Source organism: Mycoplasma sp. 1781 (genome assembly GCF_053851675.1).
This window is the reverse complement of sequence record NZ_JBSQBC010000005.1, coordinates 21550-34296: the sequence shown is the minus strand read 5'-3', so window position 1 is coordinate 34296 and position 12747 is coordinate 21550. Positions and strand designations below refer to the sequence as shown.

Below are 12747 nucleotides of genomic sequence, written 5' to 3'. Positions count from 1 at the left end.
CCAAGGAATAAATAACGAATACCTCAATATAAGGCATTCGCTTTTATTATATCATAAAAAAATAAAAACACGACTAGCGTGTTATGGTCAATTTCTTGAAATGGTGCGAACAAATGGACTTGAACCATCGACCTCACGATTATCAGTCGTGTGCTCTAACCAACTGAGCTATGCTCGCATAAAAACATGGGATAAACCCATATAAGTATATCACAAAAAAATTAACGTTTTGAAAATTGTCTTGCTCTTCTTGCTTTTCTCAATCCAAATTTCTTACGTTCCTTAACACGAGCGTCTCTTGTTAAGAATCCAGCATCTTTTAATTTGTTACGATATTCATTATTTGATGCTTCTAATAATGCTCTTGCAATACCTAATCTAATGGCTCCTGCTTGACCGGTTAAACCACCACCATTTACATTGGCAAAAACATCAAATTGATTTGTTGTTTCGGTAACACCAAATGGACTTAAGGCATCCATTAATAAAATTTCTGAATTTAAATATTGTTTCGCTTCTTTTCCATTAATTACAAAATTGCCTTTTCCAGGAATTAAGTAAACTCTAGCAATGGAAGATTTACGACGCCCTAGGCCATAGTATCTAATTTTATCTGCCATTATTTAACCTCTATTTGTGTTGGTTGTTGTGATACTTGCTTATGTTCTGCATTTGCATAAACATAAAGATTTTTAAATTGTTTGCGGCCTAATTTTGTATGAGGCAACATACCTCTAACTGCTTTTTCAACTAGAGCAATTGGTTTTTTAGCTCTTAAATCTGCAGCAGTAATTTGTTTTAAACCACCAGGATATCCAGTGTGGTGATAGTAAATTTTCTTTTCATCTTTTTTAGCTGTTAAAAGAACATCTTTTGCATTAATAACAACTACATTGTCGCCCATGTCAACATTTGGAGTAAATGTTGGTTTATTTTTTCCACGAAGAATTGAAGCAACAAGAGTTGAAAGTCTACCTAAAGGTACGTTGGCTGCATCGATGATGTATCATTTTTTATCAACTATTTCTTTTCTAATAATTGTTGTTTGACGCATACTTTCTCTTTCATGTTTTAAATATATTTAAAAATTAATGATCATTATTTATATACATAACTTAATATAAATAAATTTCACTAAACTATTATAGCAAAAAAAATTTCATTAGTTCATTTTTGCAATCATATATATTAATGCTGTTTCTGCTCGCAAAATTGTCTTGGTTAATGAAACGATTTCGACATTTTCTTTTTTTGCCAATTCTATTTCATTTAACGAAAACCCACCTTCTGGCCCGACAATTAGAAGAGTATCTCCTTTTCGTTTGGTTATCTTTTTATCTTTTTCATTTTCATAAGCTAAAATTTTGTTTTTAACATCTAGTTTAATAATCTCATCATAGGTCATAACTCTTTCGAATATTGGCATTGTATTTCGAAAAGATTGTTGTGATGCTTCAAGGATTATTTTTTTAAATCTCTTTATTTTGCTTTCTATTTGCATATTGGTTTTATCTGTGTATTCTGAAATAAAAGGAATAATTTTTGTTACTCCTAATTCAACGCTTTTTTGTAAAGCAATCTCAAAATTATTTTGTTTTATAAGTGGGATTGCTACTATTAGATCATCTTCTAATTCATTATCTATATTTAACTTTTTCTTAATTATGGCCTTATTAGGAAACTCAAAATAACATAAGTAAAACTCATTATTAAAGTTTATTAAAAAATCTTGATTTTTAATCCGGATTACTTTTAAATGTTTTTGTGTATCTTCATCTAAAAAGAAATAATTTTCACTTTTAGAACTGCTAAAAAATTTATACATAATTATTAAATTATAAAATTTTTTATAAATATCTAATACTTAATCCTTAAATCATAAATAAAAGTTTTAGAGATAGAAAGATAATAAGTTTTATTTTTTTAATAAACACTTAATAAACAATAAATAATATAAGCACTTATTTTTCTAAAAAAACATGTAATTAAATAATTAATCCAATTGCGGCCTTTTATATGATCCAAATTATAAATGCAACATAAAAAATAAAAAAATATAACGGAAATTCGAAATATTTAACATAAATTAAATAACTGTATTTATATTTTTATTGTTATTTTTGTAAAAAAATGAAAAAATCTAACTTTTTTATATTAAACTAATAGCAAATAAAAAACAATAAAGGAGAATATATGATTAAAAATAAATTCCTAAAAGCATCACTATTTTTGTTGCCGATATTACCCACTGCAACATTAGTTGCATGTGCACCAACAAATAACAGCGAACATACAGTTCCAGACGCTGGGCCTAAAATTAATGAAAATAGAAAAACAAATCAAACATTAGATTTTACTAATTTTGGTGTTAAAAAATTTAATGGTCAAGTAAAAACCAGAACATTATTATTTGCGGCGGCAACAAGTGAAAATTTTCTAGATAAGGATGGTGTATTTTCATTCAGATTACACCACCGGCCAGTGGAAGGTGTTAAAGGCGAATGATTAGCCTTTGCCACAGAAGTTAAAGGAAGAAATGGATAATACATTAGTAGATCCTTTGAATATAAAAATTGCATCGACGCAAGCCGATGAAGGAGCTGGTGTTGAATATCCTTTAAGATTTAAATTTGATAAGCCAGAAAACAAGTTAGGTACAGGAAAGTATTACACATTTGTTTTTTGAAAAAAAGATGGAACTGAAAGAATTGTTTTCAATCAAACACATATTGATAATAACAACGACATTTTTCCATCATTTCTACCAAACTAATAAATTAAGAAAAAAATTATAAAGAGCAATCAACATTATGGATTAGGATTACTTAAAAAATAGAAATATTTTTTTGTTCTTACTTGCGCCATTATGTTGCGCTCATTTTATTATTATTACTTTTGATAAAAAACTTAAAATAAAAAGCCGAATGCTTTACATTTATGGATAAAAAATATGCCCATTTGCACACGGTGGCTAAGCATAAAATAAATATCCCTTTATATCTTTTATTGTTTTTTATTGCTTGCGGGGTCTTTTTTTGATTTTTTGATTATTATGTTACGATGCTAGAAATTAAATTAATAATAATTTTGTAATATTTACATATTTTTTCATAAGGAACATTGTCTATATGTTTTTGCTTTTATACAAATTTTATTTAGGAATCAAAGCATTTTATAAATTTGGTATAACAAGTTTTATAAGCATTTTAGGAAATATTTTTTTAAAAAAACAGTCTATATTAAAAGAAAAGTTAATAATATTGTCATTTATAAAAATATAAGTTATATCAATAGCGAAATATTAGAATGAATAAAAGAAGAAATAAGCAAATCCAAAAAATAGCTGTGTCCAAAATTTAAATGCCAACTTAACTTAATTCATTATGTTTTATGATACAATTTGTATATTAATTTTATATAAATATATAAAAAATGTAATGAGGTTACAATGCCAAATAATACTAAAAAAAATATTCATGATGTTATCGCTCATTTAAAAAATATGGGTTTTGTTTATCAAAATTCAGAAATATACGGTGGTGTTGTGAATACATGAGATTATGGTCCATTAGCAACTGCTATGATGACTCAAATCAAAAATATATGAATTAATGAATTTATAAGAAAAGAAAAAAATTATCAAATTGATTCTAAAATTATTATGAATAAGAATGTTTGAAAAGCTAGTGGTCATATCGATAATTTTTCTGATTTTCTAATTGAAAATAAAGTTAATAATAAAAGATACCGTGCTGACCATATTATTAAAGATCTATTTCCTGAAATTAATGTCGAAAAATGTACATTTGATGAATTAGAGAAAATCATTAAAAAAAATGTTAAAAAATATGATGGCGTAAGTGCAGAATGAGGAGAAATTAGACCATTTAATTTGATGTTTAAGACGCAAATGGGAGCAATTGATAACAGTTCTTCTGAAACCTTTTTAAGACCTGAAACCGCACAAGGTATATTTGTGAATTTTAAGAACTTGACTAGAACATCAAGAGCTAAATTGCCTTTTGGAATTGGCCAAATAGGTAAAAGTTTTCGCAATGAAATAACCCCACGTGACTTTATTTTTAGAACAAGAGAATTTGAGCAAATGGAATTAGAATTTTTTTGCGAAGAAAAAGATAGCAATAATTTTTATCAGTATTGAATTGAAAAATGTAAAAAACTCGTTTTATTATTAGGTCTTAAGGAAGAAAATATACGTATAAGACCACATGAATCAGAAGAATTAAGTCACTATTCAAAAGGAACAAGCGATATTGAATACTTATTTCCTTTTGGATGAGGCGAGTTATTAGGAATTGCTAATCGCGGCAATTATGATTTAAGTCAACATATGAAATTTTCTGGTGAATCTCTTGAATACTTAAAAGACGATGGGACCAAAATAATTCCGTATGTTATTGAACCTTCAATTGGATTAGATAGATTGCTTTTTGCATTGATTATTGATGCTTATACAGTCGAAAAAATTGATGATAAAGAAGAAAGAGTGATTTTAAAATTAAGTAAAAAAATTTCACCCTATCAAGTTGCTATATTACCTTTAATGAAAAAGCAGTCATTGGAAGCCAAGGAAATTTATAACAATTTATTGGAAAATACTAATATTAGAATAGCATATGATGAAGCTGGCTCTATTGGTAGAAGATACCGTCGACAAGACGCAATTGGAACACCATTTTGTATAACTGTTGATTTTGATACAACCAAAAATAATACTGTAACTATTAGAAATAGAGACACAATGAAGCAAGATGTAATACCAATTAGTGAAATTACAAGTTATTTATTAGAAAACAGATAATAAAAGGAATTAATTTTGCAAGAAAGTGTTTGAGAATATGTAATTTCTAAAAGTGATATTGTTAGCATTATTAGGCAATATCTGACTTTAATGAAGCAAGGGAAGAATTATAAGGCTTGTTGTCCTTTTCATGGCGAAAAAACGCCATCTTTTGTTGTTAGCCCAGAGCAAGGAATATTTAAATGTTTTGGATGCGGAAAAGGCGGAGATGTAATTAAATTTATTCAATATAAGGAAAATTTAACATCCTTTGAGGCACTAAAATTTTTAGTCAATAAACAAAACCTAGATATTTCCAAATTCGGCAATTTTATGAATGATTCCGCTATCACAACTGAACATTCTAAAATTCTTGAAGTCAATAAGGTAGCACTTAATTTTTTTAGATATCAAATTACTTTTGAAAAAAGCGCCGAATTAATAAAGTATCTGCACAAAAGAAACCTAAATGATAATTTAATTAAAGAATTTCAAATTGGTTTTTCATCAAAAAACAAGTCAATTTACGAAACTCTTATCGAACATAAATTTGATTCGTTTGAAATATCCAATTCATCATTATTATCTTCTATTGAAAATAAAAATTTTTTTAATGATCGTCTAATGTTTCCAATATGCGATGAATTAGGCAATATTATTGCTTTTTCAGGTAGAGACATTACTGGATTACAAAACCCTAAATATTTAAATAGTTCTGAGACTATTGTTTTTCGAAAAAATGAAGTAATTTTTAATTATTTTCATGCAAAAGATGAAATAAATAATAAAAGAGAAGTTTACTTAGTAGAGGGGCAATTTGATTGCATAGCCATGTTTAAAGCTGGATTCAAAAATGCCGTAGCAATTATGGGTACTTCATTATCACCAGCCCATCTAAAACTATTAAATAATAAAACTATTACATTATTTTTTGATAATGACAGTGCAGGGCAAAATGCAACACTAAAGAATTTAAGGATGATATTGTACTATTCAAAAAAATACAATTTAAATGTTAAATTTGTTATAAATACATTAAATAAAGATGCAGATGAACTTTATAATCTGGATAATGGTTTAACTTTAAAAAAAATGTGTGAAAACAAGGTTGATATTGTCGAATATTTATTAATACTGGCCAAGCAAAATATTTTAAACAATAAACAATCATTTGAGAGAAACGAAATATTTAAGCAGATATTTGAATATGTTTATTATATTGATAATTCATTAGTTTTAATGCTCAAAGAAAGATTTATTAATGAAAACATTTTAACTGCCGATTTATTTGAAAACTACTATAAAAATTCTAATCCCCTTTTCTTATCAGATCCATTATTTAAAAATAAAATTAATGAAAAAAAACATAGCACAAATCACCCAAGTATTTATACAAATGAAAATTATGATAATAACTTTTTTATCAAAAATGATATTGCAAGCCTTCAACCAGAAGTTTCGAAGCAAGCAAATTCGCCAAGTATTAATAAAAAAAATAAAAAATTCATTAATGCTAGAACAATATTAAAACAAGAAATAAGTAGGCATTATATGCTATTAAAGGAAATTTTGTTGCTAGTATTAAATCAACCTTTTATTGCCAAACAATGAAAAAATGATGGATTTCACGATCTTAATTTAGATGATGATTCACAAAAGATATTAAGAAAATTAATTAGTTATATTATCAAAAAGAACAAGGAAGGTTTAGAACTAAGTCAATCCAATCTTGTTTCGGTAATTGAATCCGACCTTAATAAAGCAAAAATATCAAATAACATTGATTTAATAAATGAATATAAATCATATCTAGAACAGGCAATTCAGATAAAAAATTTAACTCTCACAAGTAATGATTTGAAAAAAGATATCAAAAATCTATATGATCGTGTAGATGAATTTGTTGAGAATCGAAAGAAACCAAAAAAGCAGATTTTAATGTATACCAAAGGAGCACAGGATGACAAGTAATAATTTAGAAAAATCAATAGATTATGTTATTTCAGTAATTGAAAATGAGGTAGTTAAAAGGAAAAATAAAGATAAAAAATTTAAAACCCTATCTCAAGAGGAAGTTTTTGATATTCTTTATAAGAAAAAACTTTATGTTGATGATGAAGAAGCAGATTTATTATTGCTTAAATTGTTTGAAAAAAATCTTATTTCTAATAGTGTTGATGAAGGCGATAACGATGATGTTGAAAATTTTGTTCAAGACGCAGAATTTAACGAAAGTATGTTAAAAGATATTGATGACGAGGATGCTGAAAACGAAGATATTGACTATGACTTTGAATATGATGATAGCACCTTGGTACCAAATGATAGCATCAATTCTGCTGTAGAAGAAGATCAAACCTTTAGTGAAGATGATGAATATATTTCAAGCAAAATTAGTGAAACGTATGATGAAGAAGATGAAGAATATGACTATGATCTTAACGAATATGATGATTATAGTGAAGTTAATTGAAAAAGCAGAAGATCTAATGATGAATTTGATGCATCAAAACTATTAAAAAACTATGATAGTGAAGAAATAAAAATTGGTTCAGCTAGAAAAAATTCTGAGAATAGTAATTTGTCAAACAGATTAACTGAAACAAATGACATTGTTAAGTGATACATGAGATGAATAGGCAAGTATGGTAAGCTTTTAACACCAAAGGAAGAATTAGAAACAGCTGAAAAAATGGCTAAGGCTAGAGAGAATGGTGACAAATGAGCATATAAAAAAGCACGCGATTTGTTAATTAAAAGAAATTTAAGACTAGTTATCAATAATGCTAAAAAATATAAGAATAGAGGTTTGAGCTTTATTGATTTAATTTCAGAGGGTAATTCTGGAATCATGAAAGCAGCTGATAAATATTTACATACTAAGGGATATAAATTTTCTACATATGCTACTTGATGAATTAGACAAGCAATTACTAGAGCCGTTGCTGACCAAGCGAGAACTGTAAGGGTCCCTGTACATATGGTTGAAACAATCAATAAAGTCTTGAAGATTGAGAGAGAATTACAACAAGAACAAGGTTATCCTCCTACAGATGAAGAAATTGCCAAGAAGTTTGGTGAACCTGAATTCACTGCTGATAAGGTAAGATATATAAGAAAAATAAACATTGACCCTATTTCACTTGATAAAAATATTGGGAAGGAAGAAAATTCAAGCTTTTCAGACTTTGTTAAGGATGAAAGCGTAATTAGTCCAACTAATTTTACAAGTCAAGAAGAATTGAGTGTTATTTTGAATGAAATGATTAATTCGTTAACAGATGAATCTGATCGATTATTAATAAGAAAAAGATATGGAATTTCTGACCCAAACGGAGAATCATATCGTCCTCATTCCTTAGATGAACTTGCTAAAGAATTAGGGGTAAGTAAAGAAAAAGTTCGTCAAATTGAAACGAAGGTTTTGCGTAAATTAAGACATCCGCAAAAACGTAAGCAATTAAAAGAGTTCTATGCTAATGAAAGTTATAATTTAGATTAAATCGAGGTGAAAAATGATTAAGTTGGGCAGTCATGTCTCGTTTTCAAAACCGGACTATCTATTAGGCGCTGCACGTGAATCACATCATAATAATGCTAACTGCATGATGATTTATCTCGGGCCAAATCAATCCCCTTATCGCGTTGAAGAAAAATACTACAAGTATGATGAGTACAATAAATTTTATGCAGATAAAATTAAATCCGATGATATTATTGTTCATGCACCCTATATCATTAATCCTTCAAACCCGCTAAAAAATAAGTTTGCGATTGATTTTTTAATCTCTGAAATTAAAAGAATGAATTTTATAGGGGCTAAAATAATTGTTTTGCATCCTGGCGCACATACTACTTTTAGCAAAGAAGAAGCTAAAAGTAGCTTAATTTATTCATTAAAAACAGTTTTAGCAAAAACTAATGATGTAACAATCGCCTTAGAAACTATGGCTGGCAATGGAAGCAATTATTGCAATAATTTTGAAATATTAAAAGAAATAATTGAGAAAATTAAATCTGATAGAATTGCCATATGTCTTGACACATGTCATATATGGGATTCTGGATATGATATTAGGGATTATGATAATTTTAAAAAATATTTAAAAGACAACGATTTTTTAAAGTATATAAAAATTATTCACTTAAATGATTCAAAAAATCCGCTAGGTTCTAAGAAGGACCGCCATGATAATATTGGAAAGGGGTATATTGGTTTAGAAACTTTAAAAAAATTTGTTTATGATCCCGATTTTGATAATATACCCATTATTTTAGAAACACCATACATTGGCGACTTAGCGCCTTATAAAGAGGAAATTGCTTTATTATTAGATAACACAGAGCCTAGTTTATTTTAAAATATCTTTAAGATCGCTTTTTGTAATTTGTCTATTATCTTTGACTAAATCTAAAATTTTTTCTATCCTATTTTAAACATCTAGTTTCAAATTTTTTCTTCATAGTTTTTTGCTAAAAAAGGTAATAATTGCACCATTGTTAGAAATATAGTATTTGAGTTATTTCTTAAAAATAACATATTCTATAACTATGCGTCTAAAACTTGGCGCATAGTTTTTATTAAACTCAATTTTATCTAAAGTATTGATAATTATCTCATTTCTATTTTTGTGAGCATACATATTTTAATATTTTCTAATGTAAACCTTCGGACAAACTATTTGAAAGAGAAAATTTAAGATCTATTGTTATAAAATTTAGTTTTCATATCTTCGCTTAATGTACAATATCTATCTCTATGACAATAGCAATTAACAATTGTTTTATCTTACCTTTTTAATATATCTAAAAATTTGTCTCAATCAAATCTTACAGAGGGGGAGATATTTTTTTTATTAGGAAAACTAGAAAATGAAGTATCTCATCTAATAACATTAGTATTGAACTTCTAAATTCTTTATTATCAATAAAATAAAGTAACATCTGTTCTTTGAAATGCCACAAATTTATTTATGGCTAGTTTTTAGTTGCTTAACAACAAAGTTGCATTATTATATTTCGCGGTTTTGACTAATAAGGATTAAAATATATTTATCAAATTTACCCCCCTTTTTTATCTAAAGATATTTTCTAAACACTTAAAAGCCGAATATTCTTCTTCAATCATAATAGATTTAAAATCACTTGATCTATGTGCCCTTATAATTTTTTTGAATATAATCAAAACCAACAACTCTCTTTTGTATTGCTTAGTCCAATGAAAACACCTTTAGAATTTAATTTATACTTCGCCATTATAGCAATGCGCCTCGCCTATTTCTTCTAATTTTTATCTTAAAAGAATTTCATTGAGATAAATATTAATTAAATTAGTAACATCAGAGCTAAAACCATTTACATTCTAATTAGTAGATAGAATTTCTGCCTATTCTTATTTCTTAGCATGTATCAATTTCTTACTAACAAAATCATCATTTACGCGCTGAATGGATTTTTTTACTTTTTGTATTTAAAAAAACTATTTATGTTTTTAATTTATTTTATTGTTCTGTAATACCAATTTTTATTTAATTCTGCTAGCTTTCATATTTACTCATTCATACCCTATGCGTTATTTACAAACACCATTGATCATTAATTGATTTGATGAGAATTATCAAAAAAAAAAAAAAAAATGTAAAATATTTACATCAAAATAGTATTTAAAGGAGAAAAATGAAAAAAAGCAAATTACTTTTTATAGGATTTTTACCTGCTTTGGCAACACCGGTTATAGCTCTATCATGTGCAAATCCTGCTAAACCAGAAAAACCAGCTGAACCAAAGAAACCAGAAAACCCAGAAACAAAAACCCCTCAACAAGAAATGCCTGATAAGAGTAAACCCGATAAAACAACTCCCGATACCGGAGGAACTAAAGATGATTCAAATAATGAATCACAAGAAAAACAAGAAAAGAATGAAGAACATAAAAAAAATGAATCTTCAGATGTTCCATCTTCTTTCGAATTGCTAGGATATGATAAAGAAAACATTAAATTAGAGGACTTTAATCGCCAGATTTTCGGGCAGGCTGATGTACCAAAAGAATACCAAACACCGCCAACATTTGAATTATTGGGTTTTGGAAGCGCAACTATTGGTGAGGAAGAATTTAGCAGACAAACAAACGGTTTAAAGATAAAAGATACTGATTTCAATAGTTATGGTGGAAAAGAATTTAAAAATGATAAATTAACTATTGAATTTGAAACAAATAATGATTCATATTTTAATAAAATAGCTACAATAACAATTGTTGTTAACGCCTTTGAAACATCGTCACAAAAATTTACATCACAGAAATTAACCTTAACTAACAAAAGAATAAATTCGTTTAATAATAAATTCACTTTTGATTTTTCTTTAAATAGTGAAATTAAATCAGCTACCCATAAGATTCAGTCAATTCGTCTTGTAGAATTAATTATTGATGGTCAAAAGGTTGAACTTTAATAACTTTTAAGAAATCTCAATAAAAAAATTTTAAAAGCAAAGGTTTGTTACCTTTGCTTTTAAAATTACTTCAATTATTCTTCGTAATTTTCAGGGCGGCTTAAGATCTTAGAACCATTTTTGGTAACAAGGATTGTATCTTCAATACGAGCCCCGCCCAAATCTTTTACATAAATCCCGGGTTCAACCGTGATAACCATTCCTTCTTCTAATACCACATTGCCCGTTCTTCTGCCAACTCCTGGTAGTTCGTGTACATCGATTCCTACACCATGGCCAGTTGAATGAGTAAAGAATTTACCATATCCTTTTGATTGTATATATTCTCGACAAATTTTATCAATCTCAGATGTTTCAATTCCTGGTTTTACAGATTCGCGGCCAAGTTTTTGAGCTTCGCTAACAACGTCAAGAATCGAAACTAATTCAGCTGACTTGGGTTTTCCAAAGAAAAATGTTCTTGTTATATCGCTAGCTCAACCATTGTATTGCGCTCCGAAATCGATTTTAACAATATCGCCATCAACCAATTTACGATTTGTTGGATGATGATGAGGTTCGGCAGCATTTGTACCAAATGCAACGATTGTTTCAAAGCTTTCTTTTTCAGCACCAAAAAGGCGCATTAAATATCCAAGTTTATTTGATACTTCTAATTCAGTCATGCCTTCAACTAAAATTTTCTTTAATTCCTCTAATGCTTGCAATGAAATTAAACAAGCTTCTTGGATGTAATCGGATTCTTCTTGGTCTTTTATTATTCTAAATTGTTTTCCTTTTACATTATGAAATTTTGCTTTTGGCATCATTTTTTTAAAATATTCAAATGTTTGAACATGTAAATAATCTGATTCAATACCAACATTAGAATATTTTTTCTTGTTTAGAAAATTTGATAGTGTTTCTTCTCCTGACTCCAATAAAATAACTTCAACATTCTTTGCAAATTTAGTTGCATATTCAATATATCTACCATCTACAAATAAAAAGGCTTTTTCTTTCTCAATTACAATAAAACCATCGCTTGTCTGAATACCAGCATATCATAATCTTGTTTGAGGCGCCTCAGAGATAATTGCATCTAGCTTCAATTCTTCGAAAATTTTGGTTATTTGTTGTTTTAGCATTTTAACTCCTAAACTCTATTTATTTTTTTTCTTTATGGTTTGTATGTTCATTACATTTTGGACAATATTTTGTTACTTCCATTTTTTCTGGATGCAACTTTTTATTCTTCTTTGTGATGTAGTTTTCCATTTTGCATGACTCACATCTTAATGTTAAACCTTCTCTTGGCATACTTTCTCCTTCTTTTTTAAAATATTTAATTTTTGAATACTTTAAATAACATTATGTATTTTAAAATAATTATAAATTATATTATAATTTGCTATTAATTTACTTTTTTTAATATGTTAAGGATAACATAAAAAAATGATTAATTATTTTTTAAAAAATTATTTAATAACATAACTTTTTATTGCTATTGC

12 protein-coding genes and 1 tRNA gene are annotated in these 12747 nt (G+C 27.5%); 7 read left to right on the top strand and 6 right to left on the bottom strand.

All coding sequences use genetic code 4. The features are described from left to right. Positions 1-101 precede the first annotated feature (101 nt). From ACWXVP_RS01295 to ACWXVP_RS01280, 4 genes are all read right to left on the bottom strand, one after another. Positions 102-178 (bottom strand) — tRNA-Ile (locus tag ACWXVP_RS01295). Between the two features lie 43 nt (positions 179-221). After that, positions 222-620, bottom strand: a complete 399-nt coding sequence (gene rpsI, locus ACWXVP_RS01290) for a 30S ribosomal protein S9 (RefSeq protein ID WP_438340848.1) — start codon at positions 618-620, stop codon at positions 222-224. After that, positions 620-1054 (bottom strand): 50S ribosomal protein L13, encoded by a 435-nt coding sequence (gene rplM, locus ACWXVP_RS01285; RefSeq protein WP_438340847.1) that lies wholly within the window; start codon positions 1052-1054, stop codon positions 620-622. The genes rpsI and rplM overlap by 1 nt, the downstream gene beginning before the upstream one ends. Positions 1055-1162: 108 nt before the next feature. After that, positions 1163-1825 (bottom strand): 16S rRNA (uracil(1498)-N(3))-methyltransferase, encoded by a 663-nt coding sequence (locus ACWXVP_RS01280; RefSeq protein ID WP_438340846.1) that lies wholly within the window; start codon positions 1823-1825, stop codon positions 1163-1165. A gap of 368 nt (positions 1826-2193) precedes the next feature. On the opposite strand from ACWXVP_RS01280, the gene ACWXVP_RS01275 reads away from it, so the two are divergent. The 7 genes from ACWXVP_RS01275 (at position 2194) to ACWXVP_RS01245 (ending at position 11257) form a co-directional block, all read left to right on the top strand. After that, positions 2194-2544: a hypothetical protein gene (locus ACWXVP_RS01275; protein WP_456012718.1), complete on the top strand. Its 351-nt coding sequence runs from the start codon at positions 2194-2196 to the stop codon at positions 2542-2544. Continuing rightward, entirely contained in the window at positions 2537-2773 is a 237-nt protein-coding gene (locus tag ACWXVP_RS01270) for a hypothetical protein (protein WP_456012716.1), read from the top strand. Before ACWXVP_RS01275 ends, ACWXVP_RS01270 begins: the two co-directional genes overlap by 8 nt. Positions 2774-3448: 675 nt before the next feature. After that, entirely contained in the window at positions 3449-4822 is a 1374-nt protein-coding gene (locus ACWXVP_RS01265; protein WP_456012715.1) for a glycine--tRNA ligase, read from the top strand. Between the two features lie 15 nt (positions 4823-4837). After that, the gene (gene dnaG / locus ACWXVP_RS01260; RefSeq protein WP_456012714.1) at positions 4838-6772 is read left to right on the top strand and encodes a DNA primase; all 1935 of its coding nucleotides are present in this window, start codon (positions 4838-4840) and stop codon (positions 6770-6772) included. Next, positions 6762-8303 carry an RNA polymerase sigma factor gene (locus ACWXVP_RS01255; protein WP_438340842.1) on the top strand — a complete coding sequence of 514 codons (1542 nt, stop codon included), beginning with the start codon at positions 6762-6764 and terminating at the stop codon, positions 8301-8303. The genes dnaG and ACWXVP_RS01255 overlap by 11 nt, the downstream gene beginning before the upstream one ends. Before the next feature lie 13 nt (positions 8304-8316). Beyond that, positions 8317-9162, top strand: coding sequence for a deoxyribonuclease IV (locus tag ACWXVP_RS01250; RefSeq protein WP_456012712.1), 846 nt, complete (start codon positions 8317-8319; stop codon positions 9160-9162). A 1315-nt stretch (positions 9163-10477) separates the two neighbouring features. Beyond that, positions 10478-11257, top strand: a complete 780-nt coding sequence (locus ACWXVP_RS01245) for a hypothetical protein (RefSeq protein WP_456012710.1) — start codon at positions 10478-10480, stop codon at positions 11255-11257. 74 nt (positions 11258-11331) lie between these two features. On the opposite strand, the gene ACWXVP_RS01240 is transcribed toward ACWXVP_RS01245, so the two are convergent. Continuing rightward, complete coding sequence (locus tag ACWXVP_RS01240; RefSeq protein ID WP_456012708.1) at positions 11332-12384, bottom strand: aminopeptidase P family protein; 1053 nt, start codon at positions 12382-12384, stop codon at positions 11332-11334. Between the two features lie 19 nt (positions 12385-12403). After that, complete coding sequence (gene rpmG / locus ACWXVP_RS01235) at positions 12404-12556, bottom strand: 50S ribosomal protein L33 (protein WP_438340838.1); 153 nt, start codon at positions 12554-12556, stop codon at positions 12404-12406. Between the last annotated feature and the right edge of the window lie 191 nt (positions 12557-12747).